Source organism: Vibrio ezurae NBRC 102218 (assembly GCF_000467185.1).
Taxonomy (GTDB): Bacteria; Pseudomonadota; Gammaproteobacteria; order Enterobacterales; family Vibrionaceae; genus Vibrio; species Vibrio ezurae.
In genome coordinates, this window is sequence record NZ_BATM01000008.1 from 180465 (window position 1) to 205883 (window position 25419).

At 44.7% G+C, this 25419-nt stretch carries 20 protein-coding genes; 9 read left to right on the top strand and 11 right to left on the bottom strand.

Annotation, left to right across the window (positions count from 1 at the left end; genetic code table 11):
• Positions 1-53: 53 nt before the first annotated feature.
• Positions 54-998 carry a pyridoxal-phosphate dependent enzyme gene (locus VEZ01S_RS04580; protein ID WP_040890126.1) on the bottom strand — a complete coding sequence of 315 codons (945 nt, stop codon included), beginning with the start codon at positions 996-998 and terminating at the stop codon, positions 54-56.
• Between the two features lie 124 nt (positions 999-1122).
• Between VEZ01S_RS04580 and VEZ01S_RS04585 the strand changes: the two genes are divergently transcribed.
• The gene (locus VEZ01S_RS04585) at positions 1123-1503 is read left to right on the top strand and encodes a GtrA family protein (protein WP_021712839.1); all 381 of its coding nucleotides are present in this window, start codon (positions 1123-1125) and stop codon (positions 1501-1503) included.
• A 94-nt stretch (positions 1504-1597) separates the two neighbouring features.
• Here VEZ01S_RS04585 and VEZ01S_RS04590 read toward each other — a convergent pair whose 3' ends face one another.
• The 4 genes from VEZ01S_RS04590 to VEZ01S_RS04605 form a co-directional block, all read right to left on the bottom strand.
• The gene (locus tag VEZ01S_RS04590) at positions 1598-2977 is read right to left on the bottom strand and encodes a peptide MFS transporter (protein WP_021712840.1); all 1380 of its coding nucleotides are present in this window, start codon (positions 2975-2977) and stop codon (positions 1598-1600) included.
• Positions 2978-3307: 330 nt separating this feature from the next.
• A complete protein-coding gene (gene sstT / locus VEZ01S_RS04595; protein WP_052032194.1) occupies positions 3308-4516 on the bottom strand; it encodes a serine/threonine transporter SstT in 1209 nt (402 codons plus the stop codon).
• Between the two features lie 280 nt (positions 4517-4796).
• Positions 4797-7898, bottom strand: coding sequence for an efflux RND transporter permease subunit (locus tag VEZ01S_RS04600; RefSeq protein ID WP_021712842.1), 3102 nt, complete (start codon positions 7896-7898; stop codon positions 4797-4799).
• Positions 7899-7901: 3 nt separating this feature from the next.
• Complete coding sequence (locus tag VEZ01S_RS04605; RefSeq protein ID WP_021712843.1) at positions 7902-8987, bottom strand: efflux RND transporter periplasmic adaptor subunit; 1086 nt, start codon at positions 8985-8987, stop codon at positions 7902-7904.
• Positions 8988-9100: 113 nt separating this feature from the next.
• Between VEZ01S_RS04605 and VEZ01S_RS04610 the strand changes: the two genes are divergently transcribed.
• Both VEZ01S_RS04610 and VEZ01S_RS04615 read left to right on the top strand, forming a co-directional pair.
• Complete coding sequence (locus VEZ01S_RS04610) at positions 9101-9703, top strand: TetR/AcrR family transcriptional regulator (RefSeq protein WP_040890132.1); 603 nt, start codon at positions 9101-9103, stop codon at positions 9701-9703.
• Positions 9704-9897: 194 nt separating this feature from the next.
• Positions 9898-11520 (top strand): peptide ABC transporter substrate-binding protein, encoded by a 1623-nt coding sequence (locus VEZ01S_RS04615; protein WP_021712845.1) that lies wholly within the window; start codon positions 9898-9900, stop codon positions 11518-11520.
• 70 nt (positions 11521-11590) lie between these two features.
• Here the strand turns inward: VEZ01S_RS04615 and VEZ01S_RS04620 are convergent, their stop codons facing one another.
• Complete coding sequence (locus tag VEZ01S_RS04620) at positions 11591-12379, bottom strand: lipase family protein (RefSeq protein WP_021712846.1); 789 nt, start codon at positions 12377-12379, stop codon at positions 11591-11593.
• A 252-nt stretch (positions 12380-12631) separates the two neighbouring features.
• The gene (locus VEZ01S_RS04625; protein WP_021712847.1) at positions 12632-15013 is read right to left on the bottom strand and encodes a YgiQ family radical SAM protein; all 2382 of its coding nucleotides are present in this window, start codon (positions 15011-15013) and stop codon (positions 12632-12634) included.
• Between the two features lie 125 nt (positions 15014-15138).
• Between VEZ01S_RS04625 and VEZ01S_RS04630 the strand changes: the two genes are divergently transcribed.
• The 3 genes from VEZ01S_RS04630 to VEZ01S_RS04640 all read left to right on the top strand — a co-directional run bounded on the left by VEZ01S_RS04630 (position 15139) and on the right by VEZ01S_RS04640 (position 17363).
• On the top strand, positions 15139-16320 hold the full coding sequence (locus VEZ01S_RS04630; RefSeq protein ID WP_040890136.1) for a BamA/TamA family outer membrane protein: 1182 nt from the start codon (positions 15139-15141) through the stop codon (positions 16318-16320).
• A gap of 55 nt (positions 16321-16375) precedes the next feature.
• Positions 16376-17071, top strand: coding sequence for an HI_1241 family integral membrane domain (locus VEZ01S_RS04635; RefSeq protein WP_021712849.1), 696 nt, complete (start codon positions 16376-16378; stop codon positions 17069-17071).
• A 91-nt stretch (positions 17072-17162) separates the two neighbouring features.
• A complete protein-coding gene (locus VEZ01S_RS04640; RefSeq protein ID WP_021712850.1) occupies positions 17163-17363 on the top strand; it encodes a DUF4250 domain-containing protein in 201 nt (66 codons plus the stop codon).
• Positions 17364-17434: 71 nt separating this feature from the next.
• Here the strand turns inward: VEZ01S_RS04640 and VEZ01S_RS04645 are convergent, their stop codons facing one another.
• From VEZ01S_RS04645 to VEZ01S_RS04655, 3 genes are all read right to left on the bottom strand, one after another.
• The gene (locus VEZ01S_RS04645) at positions 17435-17974 is read right to left on the bottom strand and encodes a hypothetical protein (RefSeq protein ID WP_021712851.1); all 540 of its coding nucleotides are present in this window, start codon (positions 17972-17974) and stop codon (positions 17435-17437) included.
• Positions 17975-18167: 193 nt separating this feature from the next.
• Positions 18168-18665 carry a response regulator gene (locus tag VEZ01S_RS04650; protein WP_021712852.1) on the bottom strand — a complete coding sequence of 166 codons (498 nt, stop codon included), beginning with the start codon at positions 18663-18665 and terminating at the stop codon, positions 18168-18170.
• A gap of 22 nt (positions 18666-18687) precedes the next feature.
• Positions 18688-20595 carry an ATP-binding protein gene (locus VEZ01S_RS04655; RefSeq protein WP_021712853.1) on the bottom strand — a complete coding sequence of 636 codons (1908 nt, stop codon included), beginning with the start codon at positions 20593-20595 and terminating at the stop codon, positions 18688-18690.
• Between the two features lie 163 nt (positions 20596-20758).
• Between VEZ01S_RS04655 and VEZ01S_RS04660 the strand changes: the two genes are divergently transcribed.
• Together VEZ01S_RS04660 and serC are read left to right on the top strand one after the other, a co-directional pair.
• Entirely contained in the window at positions 20759-22024 is a 1266-nt protein-coding gene (locus VEZ01S_RS04660; protein WP_021712854.1) for a DUF945 family protein, read from the top strand.
• Between the two features lie 149 nt (positions 22025-22173).
• On the top strand, positions 22174-23259 hold the full coding sequence (gene serC / locus VEZ01S_RS04665; protein WP_021712855.1) for a 3-phosphoserine/phosphohydroxythreonine transaminase: 1086 nt from the start codon (positions 22174-22176) through the stop codon (positions 23257-23259).
• Between the two features lie 84 nt (positions 23260-23343).
• Here serC and VEZ01S_RS04670 read toward each other — a convergent pair whose 3' ends face one another.
• Positions 23344-24252, bottom strand: a complete 909-nt coding sequence (locus tag VEZ01S_RS04670) for a LysR family transcriptional regulator (protein ID WP_021712856.1) — start codon at positions 24250-24252, stop codon at positions 23344-23346.
• 106 nt (positions 24253-24358) lie between these two features.
• On the opposite strand from VEZ01S_RS04670, the gene VEZ01S_RS04675 reads away from it, so the two are divergent.
• Positions 24359-25360: a zinc-binding alcohol dehydrogenase family protein gene (locus tag VEZ01S_RS04675; RefSeq protein WP_021712857.1), complete on the top strand. Its 1002-nt coding sequence runs from the start codon at positions 24359-24361 to the stop codon at positions 25358-25360.
• Positions 25361-25419: the final 59 nt, after the last annotated feature.

Here is a 25419-nt window from a genome sequence, read left to right on the forward strand (position 1 = left end):
TTTAATCGGGAGTTTTAGCCTCTTTTTTAATATTGTTGCTTTATTGGGTGTCATTATTTACGAAGAATGTGCTTTTCCTTATTGCTGGGTGCATTTTGCTCAAATTTTCGTAGATATCTTGGCAACATAGTTTCGTTTCCTAAAATGCCCCCTTGATGGATATACAAGATAGTGACATCTGGATTGTTGTTCATCCAAGGTAGTAAACATTGCCACATATAAGGGTCGTAGAGTAGATCAAACTCTACATTGGTGTTTTTACCAAGCTCTTGCCAAAGGGTATATTCATCTTGGTAGAGCTTACCAAAATGATGTTTGTAATCGGCGTGCAAAATGGTCGGTACATCGTCAGTTTCGCCAAGTTCTTGCCACTGCTCACGTAAATACGTTTCTCCGCCAACACAGGCGCAAGTCAGTACTGGAATCTGATGCGCTTTCAGGTGTTTGTGCAGATATAGCGCCGTTGTGCCCGTACCAGAGGGAAGCGCAATGGCAAATTGGTGTTTGGGTTTGAATCGCGTCCAGTCTAAAAGTTCGTTAGCTAAAGCTTGAATGCCTTTTTCGGCGATTGGGCTACGCCCGCCTTCGGGCACAACAAGACAGTTTGGCTCGGGTTGTCGAATGGTGCGTATATATTGCTCAGGTGAGATGGGGAGCTGCTTATCATCATGGCATTCAAATATTTGCGCGCCGAGCTCAAGAGCGCCACGATAATTGCCTGTGGGCTTTTCTTTTAACCAACTTGGTATTCTGTGAACATAAAACTCTAGCTTCCATTTCTTTATTTTGCACAGCGCCGCCAGTGAATACAAAGAGTTTGCTTGAATTGAGCCGTAACCGATGAGAGTGTCAATACCCGCGTGCTCTTCATTAAGCAAACTCATAAACTTGCGAGCTTTGTTGCCAGAGAAATGTTGATGGAGTTGTTCGTCACGCTTTAGATAAAAATTATGATTGCGAAAGATATGCTGCGTAACTGGGCTAGTATTGAGTTTCATAAGAAGAGTTTCGTGTTTAATATACGACGAGTGGAAATAGAAAAAGTCGCTCATCTTAGTCTTATTTTTTGTTCAAACCAAGATGATTTACTTACATAAATGCAGTCTGTTATAAGAGGATGGAATGAAAACTCATCGATTTGTTCGATTTGCCAAAGTAGGTGCGCTTGGGTTTGTGGTTGATCTGAGTGTTTTCTCGATATTATTGTATTGGATTGGCTTGCCGACGATGGTTTCACGTGTGATTGCGTTTGTGGTAGCAGCCAGTTGTACTTGGCTCGGCAACCGAGTTTATACGTTTGAAAGTCGTGGGAACCATTTTGTGCAATGGAAACGATTTTTTATCTCGGCGTGCTTGTCGATGTTGCCAAATTTACTGGTGTTTAAAAGCATATTGCTTTCACTAGGGGAGAATCATTTTACTCATGCATTGGCGTTTGTGTGCGGGGTAGGCGCGGGATTTATGGGCAATTATTTATTGAGTTCTCGCTGGGTGTTTAAATAGTGCGGTCAAATAAAAATGGGGACGCATTGTGCGTCCCCATTTTTTTAAACGTATTTGTTAATACACCTGAACCTACATAAAAAGGGTAGGGTGATTAAGCTGTCGCTTGTTCGAGTGACTCGTCATTGTCTACAGGTTTACTTTCTGCGCCATGCATCCAATGCACCAAGGTATTTGACATAAACAATAAGATAATACCCGATATAGTAGCAGCAACTGCGATACCACCAAAGATAGCCATCGCACCAAAGTCACCAACGTGTGAGCCTATTAAGCCTGCTACGTAGTTTGCGATCGCGTTAAAGCCAAACCATGCACCCATCATCAAAGAGGCTAGGCGAAGGGGAGCCAGTTTTGTCACCATAGATAGGCCGATAGGAGAGATACATAGCTCGCCTAAAGTATGGAAGAAATACGCGCCAACCAACCAGATCATTGATGTTTTCACGCTTTCATCACCGCCTTGTTGCAGCACTGCGCCAACCATGCATAAGAAACCGACCGACAAGAAGAAAAGTGCAAACGCAAACTTAACGGGAGAGGTCGGTTCACGTTTACCCAGTTTTACCCATACCGCTGCCAAGAGTGGAGCAAGTAGCATAATAAAGAGTGGGTTTAGCGATTGGAACCAAGCCGCAGGGACTTCAAAGTTACCTAGCATACGATCGGTGTATTGCTGAGTGTAGATGTTCATCAAGCCGCCAGCTTGTTCAAAACCGGCCCAGAAGATGATGACGAACAAGCCCAAAACAAGAATGACTTTTAAACGGTCAAATTCTTCTTTGCTCAATGGCGTTTTAGTTTTTGCACCTTGTTGACGACCTTGTTTTGCCGCAGGTACAGTTCCGATATTGCCTAACCAAGATTGGCTTAGGCTCACTTGCAATACCACACTTAGCATCATACCAATGCCGGCGACAAGAAAGCCTGCATTCCAGCCATACGCATCAGCAGCACTACCTGCTGCGATACCTGCAATTAGAGCCCCTAAGTTGATGCCCATATAGAAGATGGTAAAAGCACCATCACGGCGGTTGTCGCCCTCTTCGTAAAGATCACCAACCATAGTAGAGATGTTTGGCTTAAACAGACCATTACCCAAAATAAGCAGGGTTAGACCTAGGTAGAACGAGGTATAAGCGTCGATGCCAAAAGCACCTGCTGGAAGCGCTAACGAAAATTGACCAATAGCCATTAGAACGCCACCAATGATCACGGACTTTCGTTGACCTAAATAATTATCAGCGATCCAACCACCAATTAAAGGCGTAACGTAAACTAACCCGGTATAGATACCGTATAAATCCAAAGCGTCTTTAGTGCTCCAGCCTAAACCACCATTAATTGTTGTGTCTGTAAGATATAAAACTAGGATGGCACGCATAGCGTAGTAGGAGAAACGTTCCCAAAGCTCGGTGCTAAACAGTAGAAAAAGACCACGAGGGTGGCCTAAGATTGTTTTTTGAGTAGTCATAGTTGTGTCTGTCTATAATATTTTTAGTATGAACAGAACTAGATATACAGCGCAGCATTAATGACATCAATGGGACTGGTTTCTTATAAATCTTTTTGTGCTTTTCCTAAGCTATTGTTTTTTATGATCTAAGTTTGCGTTATTAGTCATACAAATAGCCATTGCAAACTAACGTTGCATTTTTGGTGTGATGGTGGGGTTTTATACTGATATCGGATGCAATACGAACGAGTAGAGGGTTTAGTGAACGTTTGGTCGTTTTTTGGACAAAATAAAGGCCAGTTTCCCGACCTTGATATTATTCTACTTAATTAGCCGATAGGCCGTCTGTTATTTTGACTGCTCAGCACGACATGCTGCTGCGGTAAATACCACATCTGTAGAGCTGTTTAGTGCGGTTTCAGCAGAATCTTGGATTACGCCGATGATAAAGCCAACACCGACCACTTGCATTGCAACTTCGTTTGGAATACCAAATAAGCTACACGCTAGTGGGATAAGCAGTAGAGAACCGCCCGCAACACCAGATGCGCCACATGCTGAGACCGCTGCAATTAAGCTAAGTAGTAGTGCTGACAAGAAATCAACTTGAATACCTAGAGTGTGTACTGCCGCAAGAGTCAGTACTGTAATTGTGATTGCCGCACCACCCATGTTGATGGTTGCACCTAGTGGAATAGAGACAGAGTAAGTGTCTTCATCTAATTTAAGTTTTTCACACAGTGCCATGTTTACTGGGATGTTTGCTGCACTTGAACGAGTGAAGAACGCGGTTACGCCACTTTCACGCAAACACTGCAATACCAATGGGTATGGGTTTTGCTTCGTTTTAACCCAAACAATAATCGGGTTAATGACCAATGCGATTACCAGCATGGCGCTAAGCAGTACAAACAGTAGGTTCGCGTAGCTAAATAATGCGCTAAATCCTGTTGTCGCAAATGTTGCAGCAACGAGACCGAAAATACCCAGTGGCGCTAAACGAATAATAAAGCGAACAATTTGCGAAACGCCTTGGCTTAGATCTTCAAATACAGATTTAGTGGTGTCTGATGCATGATGTAATGCAAGACCAAGACCAATACCCCAAGCAAGAATACCAATGTAGTTTGCATCCATTAGTGCATGAACAGGGTTATCCACCAACTTAAAGAGTAATGTGTGCAATACTTCTGCAATACCTTGTGGAGGGGTAATGCTAGTCGAGCTTTCAACTAAGGTTAACGTCGTAGGGAAAGCAAAGCTTAATACAACAGCAGTGATCGCAGCTAAAAAGGTGCCAATTAAATATAGAATGACGATCGGGCGCATGTAGGTATGCTGGTTTTTCTTTTGGTTAGCAATAGAAGCTGCGACCAGAATGAAAACCAAAATAGGTGCAATTGCTTTTAGCGCACCAACAAATAGGCTACCAAGTAGGCCTGCGTTGGTAGCCGCCGCAGGTGAAACGGTTGCAAGGATAGCGCCGGCAACGATACCGACTAAGATTTGCATAACTAAGTTGCCCTTAGCGATGCGTGCAATGAGTGTGTTTGACATAGTACATCCATATAAGTGGGAGTAAAAAGTCTCTCCCAAATGATTTATTAGTATTAGACGCTGACTTTAGCGTGATTAATGAACCTTTAAATAATGTTGCAATTTAAGGTAATCGCCATCTAGCATAAAAGGAATAACTAGAAAGTCTAGTAGATAATGGTTTAAATATTCATTTTCAAAGTGAACTCTATTTAATGCATCTTGTTGTATAGCGATAAGAGAAATAGGTTAAATCATTGAGGGAGAAAAGGGGGGGCAAGCCCCCTGATAGTCATCGGCTTTATAAGTTGTTCTTAGGTTTATTGTTTCTCATTAACAACTTAAAGAGTGCGGGCACAAAATAGAAAGAGATTAAAGTGGTGAGAGTTGTTCCTCCTGCGATTGCGATGGCAAACGGAGGCCAAAATCCGCCACCGGCAATGATAAGTGGAACAAAACCGCCGACGGTAGTGATCGTGGTGGAGGTGATATGACGGGTACAACTCATCACCGCTTCAAGGATAGCGCTTTCATCACCTTGGCAAGCCGCTGGGCTGGCTTTTAATTCGGCTAAAATGACAATTGCCGCATTAATCGCCAAACCGACAATCCCCAGCATCGCAATAATGACCGTAAAACCAAACGGATAGCCAAACAGATACACAGACAAAATCCCCAGCCCTGCCGATAGCCAAGCGACTGAGAAAATGATGTTGCTCAACCTAAATGAATTAAAGGACAAAACAACCACCAGAATCATTAAGGTAATAACCATAGCCAGATTGGCCATTAAGCTGTTTACCGATTCATCGCGCTCTGCTGATTCACCGCCAAATTCAACGCGATAGCCCGTTGGCAGTGAGTAACTCTCTAAAGAAGATTGGAATTCGTTTAATACCGTTTGTGGCAACACGCCCGCTTCGATATAACCTTCAATCGTATTCACTCGCTGTCCATTACGCCTAGGTATCGCGCCCCGACTAGGGGTGAGGCTGAGGTTAGCTATGGTGGAAATACTGATGCCGGTGCTATAGGCCTCCGAGGCAATCGGCAGGCGCAAATTGCTAAGGTGACTGATGTTTTCTCTTTCACTGTCGCCCACTCGCACTCTTACTGGAATTGATTCACTGGCTTCTATAATACTGCCACTTTCACGTCCAACTAACGATGATTGCAGCAAGTTTGCGACATCACTGAGCGCCATGCTGTTGAGCTTAGCCGCATCTTGGTCAATATCTAGCCACACTTTCGGCGTGCCTGGTTGCAAGGTTTCACGGGTGTGAGTGACGTGCTGAGTATTGGCTAAGATCAAGCGAATGTCTTCACCTATGCTTTTTAGCTGATCGAGATTATCCCCATAAATACGCAGCTCAATAGGGGCTTTAAACGGAGGGCCTTGCTCAAGCTTTCTTACCAGTATTTGCGCGTTGGGAATAGCATGACTTAGGTGACGTTGTAACTTTGCGATCATGTCATTGGTCGATTGAAAGGTATCAGTTTTGACCATTGCTTGCGCAAAATAGGGCGCTCGGCTTTGTGAGGCTTGTAAGTTGTAGTAAAACGACGGGAAGTTGCCGCCAACCAGCCAGTTAACTTGTTCAACGCCCGTATATTGTCGAATGATCGTATCGACCTCTTCTGCGACATTGTCAGTGGCATAAATACTGGCCTGCGGTGATAGGTAGACCTGAACTTCAAACATGTCTCTATCTGACGGCGGGAAAAACTGCTCAGTTAATTGTGAAAGGCTGATATAGCCGGCAATTGGCACTGTGATGACCAGTGCGATGGCAATCAGCGGACGACGTATTGCCAGTGATACGGTTTTGGAAAAAGCACGCGTAACAGGTGCAATGCGGATACCTGTGTTGTACCAATGATTAGAAGATAAATGCTTAGAAGACGAGTGCTTAGAAGACGAATAGCTAGGCAAAAAGTGCACCGCAAAACCTGCGATGATGGTGTGTGAAATAATATACGAGCCAATCAGAGAGAAAGAGACGGTAATAGCAATCGCACCGACAAATTCACCACTGGCGCCAGGCATCAAGAAGATGGGGGCGAAGGCCAAAATGGTGGTTAAAGTAGAGCCTAACAGAGGCACCCAGAGATGCTCAATCGCCGCCAGTGCTGATTCAAGTTTGGCTTTGCCTTTTAGGCGGTAGGTTTGAATGGTATCCACCATCACCACAGCGTTATCCACCATGATCCCTAATGCGACAATAAGACCGGTTACCGACATTTGATTAATGGGGATGCCGGTAAATTTCATTAGCATTAGGGTCAGCATTGAGGTCAGAGGCAAGGCCACGGCCACCATAATCGCGGCGCGAAAACCTAAGGTAAGCAGTAGCACAACTAAGATAATGCTAAAGCCAAGTAGCAAACTGTCGCCAAGATCGGATAGGCGAGTTTGGGTATAGCCTTGCTGACTAAAAAGAGTCTCTACTTTGATATTGCTTGGCAGTTGCTGTTGATAGCGAGCAATTAATGCTTCAGCGCGCGGCGTCCATTTATCCACTCGTAGATTAGATTGCATGCGCGCAGCAACAATCACGCCGGGCTTACCATCAATAATGGCAATCTCTCCTGCGGGCGTTTTTTGCGTGCGACTGACTGTGGCGATATCTTCTAAGCGTATGCGATGGCCTTGCTCATCTATCGCAATAGGTACTTGGCGGATGCGCTCTAGGGAGTCTAAATCAGCGGCAATTTCTAAGCCAAATCTTGAATGCCCGTTAACCAGCTCACCGGCTGAATTTTTAGCATCTGCGCCATCTAAGCTCTGCGCAATACTGGCACTGGAATTGCCTAACGCTACGGCTGAGCTCGTATCAAGGCTAACTAATATTTCCTCTTCTGGCATGCCGTAGCTGTCAACAAACTCAGTGCCGGATAGCGCGCGTAATTGAGAAGCAAGCTCTTTGGCATAGCGGCCAAGGGTCAATAAATCGCTGTCACCGCTTCCTTGCCATGTGAGGGCGGTAATGAGCGTGAATGCGTAGGTGTGGTCACTATCAAACTCGGGTGCAAATGCGCCTACGGGCAGCAGTGGCGGTGTATCGGCGAGCTTATCGCGCGCTTTAGACCATATGGGATCGGGCTGGGTTATCTCATCGTTGAGTTCGATATTGATGATAGATACGCCGGGACGAGAAGTGGATGAAATCAGTTTGATTTCACTGAGTTCGCGCAGTTTATTTTCCACGACCTCAGTTACCAGTGCTTCTACGCGTTCGGCGCTGGCACCGGGATAACTGGTAGTGACCGTGGCAAAACGGTTACTGATGACGGGATCTTCGGCGCGGGGCAAAGTGTTAAAAGCAGAGAAGCCACTGACCAATAAAAACGCCGTCATCAATATTAATAAGCGAGTGTTAGAGACGATGTTAATGATTTTCATCGTTTATTCTCCGCTTGAAATAGGCGCAACTTTTTGACCGGGAACAATGCGGTGCAGGCCATCTTTAATAATGCGTTCGTTTTCGGCAATAGCCCCTTGCACATAAGCGTTTTGGCTATCGGCAAACAGCACTTGTACGCTGCGACGCTCGACTAGGTCTTCATCCGTGACCACAAACACTTTCCATACTCCGCGAATACCGTCGGTTAACGCGGTGTTTGGGATCCAATACCCATTTTCAGGCATATTTTCTTGGTAGTTAAGGTACGCCAGTTGTCCATCGATAACCTGCGCACTATTAGGCAATAGGTAGCGAAGGCCAACACTTCTTGAGTTTAAGTCCACCTGCGCGCCGGGGTTGAGAAGTTTAACTGCATAGGTGTTTTCGGCGATGCGGATTTGTGGCTGTTTAAGTTGGCTAATATTGGTCAATTGCGCGGTGGGAATACCGATAAAGGCTTCTTTATTGTTTTGCGCTAGCAAGGTTAAGGTAGGCGCGCCGGCATTAACTACATCACCAAGGGACACATGACGCTGGCTGACAATGCCAGCGTAGGGCGCGGTAATGGTCGATTTACTTTGCTTAAGTGAGTTGGCTTGAATACTGGCATCAAGGCGTACGGTATTGGCTTGCAACACCGCTTTTTCACTGGTGAGTGCATCCATTTCGGCTTCGGCGCTAAATCCTTTTGATTTAAGCGATCTTTGGCGTTTTAAGTTAGCGTCAACCAGTTGTAACTGCGCTTTAATTTCATTGCGCTGCGCCTGTAACTGCTTCGCTTCGGTCTCTAATAGTTGCGTATCTAAACGAATCAGAGGCGCATCTTTTGCCACTTTGTCACCCACATCGACCAAAATAGCCGATATTTTTCCGGGAAACTCAAACCCAAGGCGAGATTGCTGGGATGCCTTGATGGTGCCTACATATTCTCGCTGTACTTGATAGTGATCGCTTTGCTTAAGTGAATAGGTGTTTACGCTCAAGTGTTGGCTTGGCTCAGTAGGTTGCGCCGATGAGTCAAAGCAGCCGCTAAGTGAGACTGTCATACTCAGTAATAGCGCAGTTTTTAAGTGTAGTGTCGATCGCATTGACGCCTCGGATATGCATTAAGGTGGTTATTGGGCAATTAAACAACAATCAAACTAGACTGTCCAGTTTGATTGTTATAAAGTTTAACAATGTTGAGCTTTTGTGAGGAAAAGTGGTGAGTAGACACGAATATAAGAAACAACAGATCTTATTGGCAGCAGGGCAATTGTTTGCAGAACACGGCTATCGGGTCAGTATGGATGCAATAGCAAAAGCGGCAAATGTGTCTAAGCAAACCGTTTATGCCCATTTTGGCACTAAAGATGCGCTGTTTGAGACCTGTATTCAATCAAAGTGTATTACGTATCGCATTACTGAGAATGAATTTAACTACGAGCTTTCCCTGCAACAGATGTTGGTGGAATTTGGGATGCGCTTTCAAAGCCTATTACTGGAAGAAGGCGTTAAACAAACTTACCGAAATGCTATCAGTCAGCTAGAGAGCCACCCAGATTTAGCTTCTATGTATTTAGAATCAGGGCCTAAAAATACCATCACGACATTGAGCCATTACCTAAGCGAAAAGTTAGCGCGCGAATCTCTGAACTTAGGCATTGATATGGAAGATGCAGCCATGCAGTTATTATTGTTATTCCATGGTCGAGCGGTGTATTTTGCCAACCTTGGTGAGGATAGCCAAGAAAGCGATGAGCAACGTGAAAAGTATATTCGTAGCTGCGTTGAGTTATTTTTAAGGGGAAATGGCTTGCTGTGAGCATGCTTATTGTATTTGCGAGCTGATTTCTGAGGTTTTCTTTTGAGCATATTGGGGCAAGGAATACCTAGAAAGGGGCTATGATTACCTTTAAATTGTCGTTTTTCCTATGATAAAGCACAGTTTCGTCTCGTTTTTTTAATGAGTTGTGCGACAATTGATACAACGTAAAATTTAGTCGATAAGGACACTTCATGACATTGCCTTCACTTAGTTTGATTGCAACCTCAGTGCTATTAGCCACGCAACTTTTCCCTCAAGCGCAGGCGAATCCACTGCCACAAGCAAGTGATTTAGCTGCTAAGCAAGAGTTGGTCAGAGCCAATGATGCCGAGGTCGCCACGTTAAATCCATTGAACGCTGAAGGAATGCCAGAAATACACGTAGTGCGCGACTTATTTGAAGGCTTAGTGATTCAAGATGGCGACGGCAATGTGATTCCCGGTACCGCAGAGCGTTGGGATAATCAAAATAACCAAGTGTTTACCTTTTATCTGCGTAAAGACGCTAAATGGTCTAACGGCGAACCGGTGACCGCGCAAGATTTTGTGTACAGTCTGCGCAGAGCCGTCAACCCCAAAACCGCCTCACCGAATGCTTGGTATCTAAAGCTCACCAATATTCAAAATGCTGAACAAATTATTGAAGGCAAAAAGCCTGCCAGCGAACTTGGCGTTAATGCCATTGATGATCACACGTTGCGTTTTACATTGGCTAAGCCTGTTCCTTATTTCTTAGCCATGACAGGGCATACGGTAATGATGCCCATTAACCGTAAAAGCGTTGAGGCACATCCTGATACATGGGCAAGACCGGGAAATCTTGTGTCTAATGGCGCGTTCAGTCTAGATTCTTGGGTGGTGAACGAAAGCATCACATTGAAGAAAAACCCGCTGTATTGGGATAGTAAAGATACGCACTTAGATAAAGTTACTTACATCCCATTTGAAAACCAAATGGCGGCTTATAACCGCTATCGCAGTGGTGAAGTTGATATTACCTCAGATGTGCCTGCGCAAATGGCGCAAAAACTGAAAAAAGATCTGCCCGATGCTTATCAAATATCGCCAATGCTGTGTACCTATTATTACGCCTTTAATACACAGCGTGAGGTGCTAAAAGACCCGAGAGTGCGCAAGGCTCTGTCGTACACCATTATGCGTGATGTTGTAACGCACGGCATTACGGACAGTGGGCATTTGCCGGCTTATACCTTTGCCCATCAAGATGTCGCAGGGTTTCATGCTACTCAGCCAGAGTATGCCCATCTCACACAAAAACAGCGTGACCAAAAAGCCAAAGCCTTACTAGAAGAAGCGGGTTACAACGCGCAACATCCGTTATCGTTAAACTTGCTGTACAACACATCAGAGAGTCACAAAGCGATTGCTGTAGGGGTTGCCTCGATGTGGAGTAAAACCTTAGGCGTAAATGTCACTTTGGAAAACCAAGAGTGGAAGTCGTATCTTGAGTCTAGAAAAGAAGGGCAGTTTGATGTGTTACGCGCGTCTTGGTGCGGTGATTATAACGAAGCCTCTACCTTCTTGAGCTTATTTACCTCAGATAATGACCGTAATTTTGCCTTCTATTCTAACCCTGATTACGATGCGGTGATGGATAAAGCGCAAGCGGAAACCGACCAAACACAACGCAATAAATTGTACGACCAAGCTGAGTCTATCTTATCTGCGGACATGCCAATTGCTCCTATCTATTACTTTATGCAAGCCCGTTTAGTTCGACCAAACGTAGTTGGCGTACCAAAACACAACGCCGAAGGGCGCATTTACTCGAAAGATTTGTACATTAAAAAGTGATCGTTTGCAGTCTATGATGCTGCGTTTTGTGCGGCATCATAGACGATAAAATGACGCTGTTTCTTCGGCTTTAGTGCTCATCAAAAAAGTCTTTGTTGCGAATGTATTTACTCATCAAGTGATAGGAAAACGGGCGTATTATCCAGCTCAGCAATGAGCGACCCAAACGCATAAGGGTGGGAGTGTTTTCGTAGATCCGACCATTGTATAACCACAATAACTTGCCTACATGCCAATAAGCAAAAGGAACGAGAGGCATAAAGGTGACAATATCAAGATCACAACAGACTCGATAGGTCTTGTGTGGCAATGTGTAGCGTTTTTTAAAGCGCCAATCTCCGGCCGCGGGTTGGCCAAAGGTGACAATGCGTTTAATGGCTTTAGGGTAGTGATGCTCGATATAATCGCCAATGACACAGCCTATTGCCCCTCCTGACGAGTGCCCTGTAATGACAAGACGCATACCACTGTCTAGCAGCGGCCCTATAATATCTATCACACGCTCAAATACTGATAAACCTAAGCGATCATCCCTATGTGAGGGCGGACTTTCTTGAGTCAGTAAATAGTAAAAACCGGCATGAATGGAGTAATTGAGCCCAAACCGACCACAACTTCGATGCCAAAAAGCGAGGTTGAGTAGCCAGTCTTTGACACTGTGCGAGCCTTTGATCACTAAAATGACTTCTTGACGTTTTTTGTTCCACAGCACTCGAGCCATAATTTTTCTTTCGACATTTCGAATGATTCTTTGTCCATTTGGATCAAAGCCGAATGCCGTTTGCTTGAAGATACGCGGGTATGCCAAACGGCACAGTACGGCGTAGCGTTCATATTGATAACGTTTAAGACTTTTCAATGACAGATTATCGTTAAAGCGAAAATATTATTGTGTCGATTAAAAGTGACGTTTGTGTGACTGTTAGCGATTTATAGCAATTGTACTAAATAACGGCTCATTCTCGCTTGTTCTCGAGCATTTTTCCTGCGCTATTTCTGAGCACTTATTTAGTGTGATGGGTATTAACCTCAGTGATGAAGACGCTTTTAGGCAATAAAAAGGCCGCTGATTACAGCGGCCTTAAAGCGAACGAACTCGGTAAGCAAGCGATTAACGACGTCGAGTGGGTTTTTTACCTGCGTTGGGTTTTGCCGCATGGGGATGCGTTTGCTGGCCGCCCTTATTTTGCCCTGTTGATCTTTGAGCATCGCGTCCTTGAGAGGAATTTCCCTGCGACTTATTACCTGGTGATTTATTGCCTTGCGGCTTGCCATTACCTTGCGGTCTACCATTGCCCTGAGGCTTGTTACCATTGCGAGACTTTGATTGTCCGCCGTTGCCATTTCCTTTGGCATTGGAATTGGTGTTAGGTTTGCGGATATCAGGCTGATTATCCGTATGTTTAGTCGCAAAGCGGTGTGCGCCATGGCGACCGGACTTACGTCGTTGTGCTGGCGTTTGCTTCGCGAGATCTTCCTCTGGTACAAGACAGTTTGGCTTGTCACCAATAAGATGTTTTTTCCCTAAATTAATTAAAGCTTCACGAATTAATGGCCAGTTAGCAGGATCGTGATAGCGAAGTAGGGCTTTGTGCAAGCGACGCTGACGCTCACCTTTAGCAACAGGCACATCTTCGCGCTTTTTATATTTGACCCGTTTTAGTGGGTTCGTCTCTGAATAATACATCGCAGTGGCGTTACACATAGGAGACGGGTAGAAGTTTTGTACTTGGTCGCACTCATAGTTATTGGCTTTGAGCCACAGCGCCAAGTTAACCATATCCTCATCTTCTGTACCGGGGTGAGCCGAGATGAAATATGGGATCAGGTATTGTTTTTTACCTGCTTCTTTACTGTATTTTTCAAACATCTCTTTGAAGCGGTCATAGGTGCCCATGCCCGGCTTCATCATTTTGTCTAATGGCCCAGATTCGGTGTGTTCTGGCGCAATTTTTAAATAGCCGCCCACGTGGTGGGTGACCAACTCTTTTACGTATTCTGGGGACTCGATGGCTAAATCGTAACGTACACCAGAGGCAATCATCACTTTCTTTACCCCATCGACGTTGCGCGCTGCGCGATACAGGTCGATAGTGTGTTTGTGATCGGTATTGAGTTTATTACAAATGCCGGGGAAGACACACGATGGGCGACGACAGGTCGCTTCTGCTTTAGGAATGCTACAGCCTAAGCGGTACATGTTCGCGGTCGGGCCGCCGAGATCGGAAATGGTGCCGGTAAAGCCAGGCACTTTATCACGAATATCTTCGAGTTCACTGATGATAGACTCTTGTGAGCGGTTTTGAATAATTCGGCCTTCATGCTCTGTAATTGAACAGAAAGAACAGCCACCAAAACAGCCTCGCATGATGTTAACTGAGGTTTTGATCATGTCATAGGCAGGGATTTTTGCCTTGCCGTACATAGGGTGAGGCACTCGGGCAAAATACAAGCCAAATACATAGTCCATCTCTTCAGTAGAGAGAGGGAAAGGTGGTCGGTTAACCCATAATTCGCGAGTACCATGACGCTGAATCAGCGCTCGTCCTGAGTGAGGGTTGGTCTCTAAGTGCATAATACGACTAGCGTGAGCGTATAAGATGCGGTCATTGTGCAGCTTTTCAAATGCCGGAAGACGCACCGCGGTAGTTTCGGCGTCGTGACGAGCAGGTCGCACCACGATAGGTTCTGCTTTGGCCGTCACACTTTGGTCGGTTTTATCGCTACAGTTACTTTCCACTTCATAGGGATTGGTCGGCACAAAAGCCTTGCCTGGCTTTTCAATGCGCGATGAATCGATAATGTTATAGTCCGCTGGAGGCTCAGCAAGGTTGACCGCTGTTCCTCTAATATTGGTCAGTTCGCTGATGTGCTCACCATCGGCAAGGCGATGCGCCACTTCGATAAGAGCGCGTTCAGCATTGCCAAACAGTAATAGATCCGCTTTTGCGTCTAACAACACTGAGCGACGAACTTTGTCTGACCAGTAATCATAGTGCGCAATACGACGCAAGCTCGCCTCTATACCGCCTAAAACAATAGGGGCTTGTTTGTAGGCTTCACGACAACGCTGGGAATAGACTAAGGTTGCGCGATCTGGGCGTTTACCGCCTTCGTTATTGGGCGTATACGCGTCATCGTGACGTAGTTTTCTATCTGAGGTGTAGCGGTTGATCATCGAATCCATATTTCCGGCAGTGATACCAAAAAATAGGTTCGGCTCGCCAAGCGCCATAAAGTCATCTTTATTACTCCAGCGAGGCTGAGCAATAATGCCAACACGAAATCCTTGTGCTTCTAGAAGACGGCCAATAATCGCCATACCAAAACTTGGATGATCAACATAGGCGTCGCCTGTAATGATGATGATGTCGCAGCTGTCCCATCCCAGCGCATCCATTTCTTTGCGGCTGGTGGGTAAAAACGGCGCAGTTCCGTAGCATTCGGCCCAATATTTTTTGTGTTCGTAGATAGGGGGGATTGAGTTGTGCATTGTTAGCCTCTGTCAGCAAGCCGGGTATTATATCGATTCGTGTAAATGTTAGCTAGCACAAGCCCTAATTATCTCTATACTGAACTAATACTCCTTTTATTTCATATATATAAGATTTGTTTACTATGCGAAGATCCTTGTGTCAGTACAGCTTAGGGCTGAGTTTAGCCTGTGGATGGGGCGATTTTGCACACGCGAGCAGCTTTACCGATCCTTTGGATGGTCAGTTTGATATGGGAGAGTATCTTGCGGAAAACGCTTATGGCTTTTTGCCTATTCCCGTCATTATTACTGAGCCAGCTGTCGGGTATGGGTTTGGTGTTGTCGGGATGTTTTTGCACGAGTCTGAAGCGCAAAAAGAACAGCGACGTAAAGTGGCACTGCAATCGCTCGATGGCGGGGCTCAGCTTATTCCACCTGCGGTGACTGTCGCCGGTGGCGCGATGACGGAAAACGGCACATGGTTTGCTTTGATAGGGCACCGGCGAGTGTGGAAGCAGGATTCTATTCGTTATTTAGGTGGGGTAGGATTTGGTTCCGCTATTATGCAGTTTTACCCATTTTCACACGATGCATTAAAAGACCAAGGTGTGGAGCTTGAAACGAAAGGGTTTGGGGGGATACAAAAGTTGCAATTTCGTATGCCAGACACCTCTTTGTTTATTGGTGTACAACAGTTTTACGCCGACAGTGAAGTGACATTAAATAGCGGATTTGGCAATGGTAATTCTTATAGCTTGGGAAAAACCAAAAGCTCAGGGCTTGGGGTGAATCTTGAATACGACGCTAAAAATAGTCTGTTTTATCCAACCAGTGGCTGGGATTTTAATGCCGAGTATTTGTGGTTTCGAGAAGGCTTTGGTGGTGACAATAATTACGAAACGTTTTTAGCCTCTAGTCGAGTGTATCTGCCTATTGCATCGCATTGGACCCTTGCTTTTGCTGCGAAATATAACGCCTTAACCAGCAATGAATCGCGCTTGCCACCGTTGGCATACCCTGATATCAATTTGCGAGGTATTGCAGCCAATCGCTATCAAGGAAACCATACCAGCTCTTATCAAAGTCAATTAATGTGGCAGTTTACCCCTCGTTGGAGTGTGTCTGTATTTGGTGGTGTAGGTGGTAATAGTGGCATTGGAGTGGCGAATGACGGTGCGCGTAGTATGTTTGATGACATGCACTGGGCGTATGGTACCGGTTTTCGTTATCTCATTGCTCGCCGGTACGGCATTCATAGTGGTATAGACATTGCGTTTAGTGAAGAAGATAGCGCTTTTTACTTTAATGTTGGAACAGGATTGTAATAAAGAGCGCGAGCGTTACACTAGCGCATCTAGAACACTCTTATAGAACGGTTTTATGCACACTTACGCTCAATTATCGACTCATATTCTACTGCCTATGGCTATCGGTGCATTATTGGTATTGATAGTCGCACTGCAAAAAGGCGAGATTTGTCCGGGACAAAGAGGGCGCTTACACCGTCAGATCCCGATTCTCGCCAGTGTGTTTTTTATCAGCGCGGGTGCTATGCCTGTTTTTATTATTCCTGCGGCCTTATTAACGATTTTTTCTGTACAGGCTAAAACGGGTAAAACTCGAGAAAGCGGGCCGGTATTTTTGTTGTGGCTGACGGTATTATCCTCGTCGATGCTATGGCTTGCCAGTATTGTTAATCATCCCTCTCTATTTTTGTTTGGATCGCTGAGTTTAGCGCTGTCTGAACTTGTTTTCTTAGGCGCATCTTTGGCACATCTATTAATGGTTCGAGCCAAAACGCGCTTACAAGCATTTCACACTCTTTTGCCCATTGCAGGTGTTATCTCTTTGATGCTGGTGGTGCTTTCGGTATTGATTCAGACATATTGGGCATGGCCGGCTGACAATGACTGGGTACTACGCACTGTTGCCTATAGTTTTTCATTATTGATTAGCGCAGTGATTGTGTGGTGTTGGCATTTATTTCGCACCTCTAGCGTCCACGGACTACAAGTTGCTGCCGCATGCGCACTGAGTCTGGCAGGGAGTTATCTCATTCTGCCATTATTTTATTGAAATTTTGCTTGTAGTCACTGTTAAAACGGCACTGAACAACTAATCTTATATCAATGCTTGTAAGGTTTTTGGGTAGCGTGGAGGTGGAACGATGGATCTAAGCAATATTAAACGTTGGGACAGCAACATTTTATTGGGAATCGTGAACGAAAAGCTTCGTTTGGAATGTGACAGCGTCGAAGAGCTCGCGAGCGTATATGAGATTGATGTCAGCGGCTTATCCGATAAGTTGGCCGACGTTGGCTATCAATACGACCCCTTAACGAATCAATTTAAATCGTTTGAGTTTTAACGATAATACTTTACGAAAACTACGAATAAAAACGGCGACCTTAGGTCGCCGTTTTTATTATGTTTGTTTTATCAGAAGACAAAGCGAGTGGTTAGCATAAGCTGATCGCCGTAGAAGTCATTCAGTTTACCTTCTAGGCCAATCGAGAATAGCTCCGTTGCGTGGAATCGACCGTAGGCACTGCCAATCCAATTGTCATCGCTGTCGATAGTGACATAACCCACATTACCGCCCACTTCAAATTGAGGACCTAACCATTGACGCCAGCCAAGGTTTACTTCCATACCCACTTCGTTGTTGTATTTGTGATTGTCGACAACGCGAAGCAACATCTCACCGGTAATATCGGCCCAGTTGGTCGCAGGAGCGTGGAAACCTAAACCCGTGCGAAGGTTGTAGTCATCTTCAAATTCAGAATCAATGGTTGTCACGAAGTGTGCGTTCGGATGGATTGACTTGCTGAAGCCAGCGCCAAAAGTCAACGGAGCCATACCGATACGGGCATCGAGATAATCGTAGTTGAAGTTGCTCATTACTGCTGGGCTTTCAGCAAAAGCTGTGCCGGAAAAAGTAGCTGCTACAGCGAGTGCAGCACAGGCTAGTTTACGCATAATTCTTGATAACCTACTTGGTGTAATTGTGTGTCCTTGGCTTACGGGAGTGATCCCATCATCATAAATGGAGAATGATGCGCCTTATGTCGTGCAAATATAGTAATAGAACGGGGCAATTACCTCCACTAAAACAGAGGCTTATCTAAGCCAATTTTCTGTTAAATTTTGCAAATACGGGGCATTCGCACATTTATTCACCAAACTGAAGGCGTTTTTCTGACATTTCTTGCAATATTTTGGCTGTGTCTAAGAATTTTGCCCATTGCATTGGGTTTGATTGAGTATCGAGTACGTAGCGAGTCAGGTGCGCGGTGACCACATCAACTAACGTTTCTTTTTGCCACGGTTTTGCAATGTAAAAATCCAGGCAATGATGGTTAATGGCGTTTACGGTGTCATTAAGATCAGCCTGTCCGGTTAATAGAATCTTCTTACTGCTTTTGGTCGCAGGGGTATCGTGTAGCTCAATTAAAAAGTTTACTCCAGTCTCTTTGGGCATAATATGGTCACATAAAATCATGGCTAAAGGGACGTGTTCGCTGTGGTAATCGGCAATGACTTCACGCGCTTCAGCGACGGATTCTGCCGCTTCGATATCACAAAAAGTAGAAAATTGTTGCAGATCACGAACAACGCTATCGAGTACATCTCTTTCATCATCGACGCATAAAATTAGAAGTTTGTTCATTATAGCCTCATTAATTAACGATTTAAGGAGTGAAGGGGAGACGCACAATCATCTGCGTCCCTTTTCCTATTTCTGATTTTACGTTTATGCTTCCATGGTGTTGGCGAACGATTTGGTGGCACACTGACAAGCCAATCCCCAGCCCAAAGTCGCCTTGTTTTTTAGTGGTGAAATTTAATTTAAATATATGATCTAATTGGGAAGCTTCAATGCCTTGACCATTGTCTTCTACGGTCACCTCTATCGTATCTTTGAGTTTTTGGGTGTGAATAGTCAGCTTTGCCTCATTGTCCATTGCCTTATTGTCCATTGCATCAATGGCGTTCGACACTAGGTTAGTCCACACCTGTTGTAAGGCGTTTGGCCGACACAAAATAGGTTCGATATTATGATAGTTTCGTTCAACTTCGACGTTTTTCAGATGATTTTCAAAAATCACTAGAGTGTCTTCTATGCCTTCATGAATATCGACTTTTTTTACCGACTCATCATCTGCGCGAGCGTAACTTTTTAGGCTTTTGACCATTTCTGCAATGCGGCTAGAACAGACATTAATGGAACGGATGGTGGTGCCCGCCGTGTAATAATGTTCTAGCTCACTTAATATTGTGGAGCACTGATCGTGTTGACTGAGCTGCGCAATGTCGGATTCAAGCCCCATCATGATCACCATTTTAGCGTGTTGTTTGCTCGGGACGAGATGACTAATGGCGTTGGACTTTTTCCTAAGTATGGCGGTGGGTAATGGATTAGCAACTAAGGCACGTTCTAGTACGGCTTTACTTAAGCGTTTGCTAACGGGATTAAAATATTCTGTATCACGCGTAATTTCGTGAATTAAGGTATCAGAGCTTCTTAATATGGCGGATATAGGATTGTTCAACTCATGAGCGACACCGGCCACTAATTGCCCCAATACCACCATTTTTTCATTTTCCACTAGCCGTGATTGAGCCGCTTTCAGAGACTCTAAGGTGTGCTCCAGTTGCAGTTTGGTTTCAATACTTCTTTGCAGGCGGCGATTGAAATGGCGTAGCAGTAAATTGGTAAATAAAGGAAGCAGGGCATTGTTGGATTGCATCACCTTAGTAAAGGTGCTCTTACTGAGTTTGATGACTTTGGTCGGGCTTAGGGTCAAGGCGGTAGAAAATGATTTTTCGCCTGTCACAAATGACATTCCGCCAATAATACCGCCTTTGCCGTGGCGCACGACTTCCCGGCGTTTGCCATATTCATCTTGTTTATACAGCGCCACTTGTCCATCAAGGATAAACCATAAAAACTGATTGGCTTGACCTTCTTTGGTGAGCAAATGCGAGGTTGAATAGCTACGGATGGTGTTGTCTTTATTGTGTTCGGTAAAAAAATCATCCAGCTCAGTACAGACTTTTTCTGACAACTCATCATCACTAATAGAATGATAGTCTCGAATAAAGTCATCTCGATAGGCGTGAATGCGTTTCTCTATATAAGCGCGCATGATTTTTTGGCTATTAAGCACCGAGCCGTAGGAGAGCCAATCGATTTTGGACTGAGAGATAATAAATTCAGTCAGCTCTTTTTTGATAACCGTATGGGTGTTTTCAGCGTGCAAAGGGTAGGTGAAACAATGGTCTAAGCGACCTTCATTAATAGCCACTACCAGGTTTTGTAATTGGTTTGGATCGCAACTGAGTATTTTACGACAATTAGGGGCATTGCGACTGAGTTCGGATAATCGCTGTGAGCTGTCGTGATATAGGCTTTGTGACGCCATAAGCAGAGCAAGCTCGGCGTCTGTGTCATTTAAAAACTGAATGTGCTGCTGCACTTGTTCGGCATTACTGGCGTACAGCAAAGTAAACTTACGCTCAAAAGGTTTGAGGGCAAGTTGCAGTAGCGACAGTGAATAGGGACAGTCCTCGATACAAAGAACACAATAATGAGTCATAATCTACCCTGTGTTTTATTGTACTGTAGCAAAATTATTAAAAATGGAATGAGAGCCAGTTAATGTTACGGTCAGTAATTAGCAAAATTCCTAGAAAATGCTGATTTATCTCAATTTGTTCTGTATAAATACAGGTAAACGTCAGAAACAGATACTAAAAAAAATGAAACAATTAAAACGAATGGCCGCCGCAGGTGGTGCGATTGCTCTTGTCGGGATTTGGCCACTTGCTGTGGGGCACATTGGGCAAACGATTGTGACCGATGGCGTCAAAAACCTGAGCAACCACAACGTAAAGGTCGAGCTAGAAGAGTACCACAGAGGCTATTTGACCTCTGAAGCGAAAACCTTGGTGACTGTGACTGATCCACAAGCCATCGCACAGTTGCAAGCGTATGGCTGGCCGACTCAATACGAGTTTGTGCATGTGATTCATCATGGCTTGGTCAGCATTACAGGTGAGACTTCTTTAGCTCAGAATCCTGAGTTGGTGTTAAACACCAAAACTCAACTCAATGGCAATACAGAGTTTTCAACGGTTATCGAACATCAGCAGTTTGACATGGCAGGCTCGATGCCGATGACTGTGCTGTTAGAGTCTCTTACTTTAAATGGTTCCGTATCTGTACTTGGACAACTGGATTACCAACTGAGTATGCCTTCTATTGAGCTTGACTATAAGTCAGGCACTATGGTGCGCTTGAGCGGATTGAACAGCAATGGCGACGGTAAAGTTGAGCAAGAATTGTGGCTGGGCGAACAAACGGTCGCCATCGACAGTTTTGTGATTGACGACAACGAAGGGGTGAACCTTGTTGAGTTGAACGGCTTTAATTACCAGTTCCAAACCAGTGAAGATGAAAAGGCGGATACACTGCAAGGTAACTATCAACTGACGGTCAAAGACTTTAAAAACCATGATGGTGAAGCCGCTAACCTAAACATGAGCTTTACCGCGAGTGGTTTTGATAAATCATCATTCTTAGATATTACCGAGATGTATCAAAATACGCCGCAATGGACGTCAGCAGAGACTGAAAAAGTATTGCCGAAAGTGGATGCGTTGCTGGCGAAAGGCTTTACCTTATCGCTGAGCAAATTCAAAGTAGACATAGATGAAGGGCACTTTGAAACCAATTGGACGTTAGATTTACCCGCAGGAAGTGCTGACTCGTCAAAAGACATGTTGCAATTGCTTGGGCTGTTCAAAGGTAACATGAACGCGTTTGTATCTAGTGACTTGGTGATGGCGTACCCGTTTATTCAACAAAATTTAGATGAGTTGTTGATTATGGAAGTGGCTACACAATCTGATGATGGTTATCGATTGTCGCTACAACTTGATAATGGCGAGATCAAATTTGCCAATGGTAAAGCGGTGCCGATTATCTCTTTAGTTGCGCCAATGCTGATGCATCAAGCTCAATAAAACCAATAAGCTAGCGTAATATTAAGCCATAGTGAGTTATTTTATACTGACTATGGCTTTTTTATATCAAGTTGAGACTTAATTCTTGTTTTAAGCTGGGGTATAGTCAAAGGATACGTTGATTAAATCACTTGGAGTATATAAACAAAATGGATGCCATTTATAATTTTAGCGCTGGACCTGCCGGCCTACCAAAAGCCGTACTGGAATTAGCTCAACAAGAACTTGTTGATTGGAACGGTATGGGGCGCTCAGTGATGGAAATCAGCCACCGCAGTAAAGAATTTATTGAAGTTGCTACTACAGCCGAAAATAATTTACGTGAACTTTTGCAAGTGCCTAGCAATTATAAAATATTGTTTTGTCAGGGTGGTGCACGTGCACAGTTTTCAGCCATTCCGATGAACTTACTCGGAACGTCCACCAAAGCTTGTTATGTCGATGGTGGATATTGGGCTAACAGTGCTATTGCTGAAGCCAATAAATATTGTAACGTTCAAGTGATCGATGCCAAAACCGAAGTTGATGGTAAAGTGGCGATTGCCCCTGCATCGTCATGGGCGATTGATGACGATGCTGCTTACGTACATTACTGTCCAAACGAGACAATCGATGGCATCGAAATTAATGATTTACCTGTAACGGACAAGCCTATTGTCGCAGATATGTCTTCGACAATCCTATCTCGTCAAATTGATGTGAGTAAGTTTGGTGTCATTTACGCTGGCGCACAAAAGAACATTGGCCCTGCGGGCATTACTTTGGTCATTGTACGTGATGACTTATTAGATCTGGCGAGCGATATTTTGCCTAGTACCTTAAGCTATAAGCTTTTGGATGAAAAAGACTCTATGTACAATACGCCGCCAACGTACGCTTGGTATCTATCGGGTTTAGTCTTTAAATGGCTAAAATCGATTGGCGGTGTTGCAGAAATGGAAAAGAGAAATCGCAACAAAGCACAGGCGTTGTATAAAGCCATTGATGAGAATGATTTTTACAAAAACACCGTGCATCCAGACAACCGTTCATTAATGAATGTACCGTTCCAACTGGCAAAACCTGAACTTGATGCGCTCTTCCTAGAGCAAGCTGAAGCGAAAGGGTTAGTCGCATTAAAAGGGCATCGCGCCGTTGGTGGTATGCGTGCATCGATTTACAACGCAATGCCAGAAGAGGGTGTCGCCGCATTGGTGACCTTTATGCAAGACTTTGCCGCAGAGCACGCTGCTTAACTAAATGTAATTTAAAGGTTAGGCTAATTATTCACTGATTGGCAATGACGATAAAAGCCATAGGGATACGTCTCTATGGCTTTTTTATGGTTTACAGAGTTCTGTCAGCCTGTGTTGTAGGAATGCTTTTAACGCTTTGACTAAACTGTTGTACTGACTTCTGTCGGTAAATACCATATACACCGGAGCGTATTCTCCGCGCCACTGAGTTGCCAGTGCAACTAGGCGACCTTGCTGCATATCTTCAAATACATCTAATCGAGATTTATAGGCCACCCCGTGTCCACTAAGTGCCCATTGACGTACCATCTGCCCATCACTGGTTTTTCTATTGCCTGTTACATTTACCACACATTGTTCTTGATGATCGCTGTGTATGAAATGCCAGCGATTGTGCAATTTATAATTGAGTGTGAAGCATAAACAGTTGTGCTGCTTGAGATCGTTAGGGTGAGTAATCGCCGGATGGGTCGCTATGTACTCGGGTGAGGCACACAAAATTCGATAGTTTTCTTTGTAGATTGGCATCGCCACCATATTGGAGTCTTCTGGCTCTCCAATTCGCAGCGCCACATCCACATTCTGCTCATACAAGTCTGTGTAATCGTCTGACAAGTGCACATGCACACTGACATTTGGATTCAGTGCTAAAAATTCATCAATTAAGGGCATGATGACTGCACGTCCAGTATCCGATGGCATGGATAAAGAAATATTGCCCGATAATTCTTTGTCTGTTTCGGTGAGTTCATCGATACCTTGCTCAAAGATCAGCATAGCCTGCTGGCAACGGGGTAGAAATAACTCTCCTTGTGAAGATAGTCTAAGCTTGCGGGTAGAGCGGATAAATAAAGGGACGGCTAATTCAGCCTCCAGTCTTTGAATAGTGCGACTGATGGCCGCTGGGGTTTGATCTAAACTGCGCGCCGCAGCTGAAAGGCTACCAAGCTTAGCGGTTTCAAGAAACACTTTAATATCATGTAACGATTTCATTATTAACTTTTAGTAAAAAGTAATTTGCATTTAGCTTAGTTTTTCAAATCTAACGTGTCAATTAAACTGATTGCATAATGGTGTGTGTTCATATGGAGAAAGAACGATGAGAGCGATTGGGTATCAAGTTAACCTGCCTATTGATGCAGAAGAGTCATTACAAGACATTACATTAGACAAACCCTCGGTAGCAGGGCGCGATATTTTGGTGAAGGTGCAGGCGGTGTCCGTTAATCCTGTTGATACCAAAATACGGGCCAATGTTGCGGCGAAGTCTGGCTATAAAATCATCGGCTGGGATGCGGTCGGTGTCGTTGAAGAGGTGGGTGAAAAAGTAGAGCTCTTTAGCGTAGGCGATGTGGTTTGGTATGCGGGCGATCTGAACCGCTCGGGAAGTAATGCCGAATATCAGCTGGTGGATGAGCGTATTGTCAGTAAAGCGCCTACCTCCGTCAGTATTGCTCAAGCCGCCGCCTTACCATTAACCAGTCTCACAGCGTGGGAGATGCTGTTTGATCGAATTCAAGTAGAAAACAGTGCCAATAAAAGTATTCTTATTATCGGCGCTGCTGGGGGAGTGGGTTCAATTATGGTGCAACTGGCTAAGAAATTGACTCAACTTAAAGTGATTGCCACAGCGTCTCGCCCAGAATCAGTCGCGTGGTTACAGTCGTTAGGCGCTGACCAAGTTATTGATCACAACCAATCGATGAGCGAGCAACTGGGCATGAAAGATTGCATCGATTATGTGGTGAGCTTGAATAATACCGAGCAACATATGCCAGAGGTGATGACATTGATTAAACCGCAAGGTCGATTTGGTTTAATTGATGATCCTATGTCATTTGATATTCGCGCGTTAAAAGCCAAAAGCGTGTCATTACATTGGGAGTTTATGTATACCCGCTCCATGTTTGAAACCAGTGATATGCTAGCGCAACATCATATTTTGAGTAAAGTCGCGACGATGATTGATAAGCAGCAGATTGTGACCACTCTTGGTGAGCACTTTGGCAGCATTAATGCCACCAATTTAAAGCGAGCGCATACGCTCATTGAATCTCAGCAAGCCAGAGGAAAGATAGTGTTGGAAGGCTTTGCCGACTAATGCAGGTTGAATCAGCAAACCGCCCCGTTGATGTGTTGTAGTAACAGATCAACGGGGCG

What these genes read in the sequence shown, in the direction of transcription:
- sstT (WP_052032194.1), bottom strand. Translation starts at nt 4,516, where the DNA reads ATGTCAAACACACTCATTGCACGCATCGCTAAGGGCAACTTAGTTATG.
- VEZ01S_RS04600 (WP_021712842.1), bottom strand. Translation starts at nt 7,898, where the DNA reads ATGAAAATCATTAACATCGTCTCTAACACTCGCTTATTAATATTGATG.
- VEZ01S_RS04635 (WP_021712849.1), top strand. Translation starts at nt 16,376, where the DNA reads ATGCACACTTACGCTCAATTATCGACTCATATTCTACTGCCTATGGCT.
- VEZ01S_RS04640 (WP_021712850.1), top strand. Translation starts at nt 17,163, where the DNA reads ATGGATCTAAGCAATATTAAACGTTGGGACAGCAACATTTTATTGGGA.
- VEZ01S_RS04605 (WP_021712843.1), bottom strand. Translation starts at nt 8,987, where the DNA reads ATGCGATCGACACTACACTTAAAAACTGCGCTATTACTGAGTATGACA.
- VEZ01S_RS04675 (WP_021712857.1), top strand. Translation starts at nt 24,359, where the DNA reads ATGAGAGCGATTGGGTATCAAGTTAACCTGCCTATTGATGCAGAAGAG.
- VEZ01S_RS04585 (WP_021712839.1), top strand. Translation starts at nt 1,123, where the DNA reads ATGAAAACTCATCGATTTGTTCGATTTGCCAAAGTAGGTGCGCTTGGG.
- VEZ01S_RS04655 (WP_021712853.1), bottom strand. Translation starts at nt 20,595, where the DNA reads ATGACTCATTATTGTGTTCTTTGTATCGAGGACTGTCCCTATTCACTG.
- VEZ01S_RS04670 (WP_021712856.1), bottom strand. Translation starts at nt 24,252, where the DNA reads ATGAAATCGTTACATGATATTAAAGTGTTTCTTGAAACCGCTAAGCTT.
- VEZ01S_RS04645 (WP_021712851.1), bottom strand. Translation starts at nt 17,974, where the DNA reads ATGCGTAAACTAGCCTGTGCTGCACTCGCTGTAGCAGCTACTTTTTCC.
- VEZ01S_RS04630 (WP_040890136.1), top strand. Translation starts at nt 15,139, where the DNA reads ATGCGAAGATCCTTGTGTCAGTACAGCTTAGGGCTGAGTTTAGCCTGT.
- VEZ01S_RS04580 (WP_040890126.1), bottom strand. Translation starts at nt 998, where the DNA reads ATGAAACTCAATACTAGCCCAGTTACGCAGCATATCTTTCGCAATCAT.
- VEZ01S_RS04660 (WP_021712854.1), top strand. Translation starts at nt 20,759, where the DNA reads ATGAAACAATTAAAACGAATGGCCGCCGCAGGTGGTGCGATTGCTCTT.
- VEZ01S_RS04625 (WP_021712847.1), bottom strand. Translation starts at nt 15,013, where the DNA reads ATGCACAACTCAATCCCCCCTATCTACGAACACAAAAAATATTGGGCC.
- serC (WP_021712855.1), top strand. Translation starts at nt 22,174, where the DNA reads ATGGATGCCATTTATAATTTTAGCGCTGGACCTGCCGGCCTACCAAAA.
- VEZ01S_RS04590 (WP_021712840.1), bottom strand. Translation starts at nt 2,977, where the DNA reads ATGACTACTCAAAAAACAATCTTAGGCCACCCTCGTGGTCTTTTTCTA.
- VEZ01S_RS04615 (WP_021712845.1), top strand. Translation starts at nt 9,898, where the DNA reads ATGACATTGCCTTCACTTAGTTTGATTGCAACCTCAGTGCTATTAGCC.
- VEZ01S_RS04650 (WP_021712852.1), bottom strand. Translation starts at nt 18,665, where the DNA reads ATGAACAAACTTCTAATTTTATGCGTCGATGATGAAAGAGATGTACTC.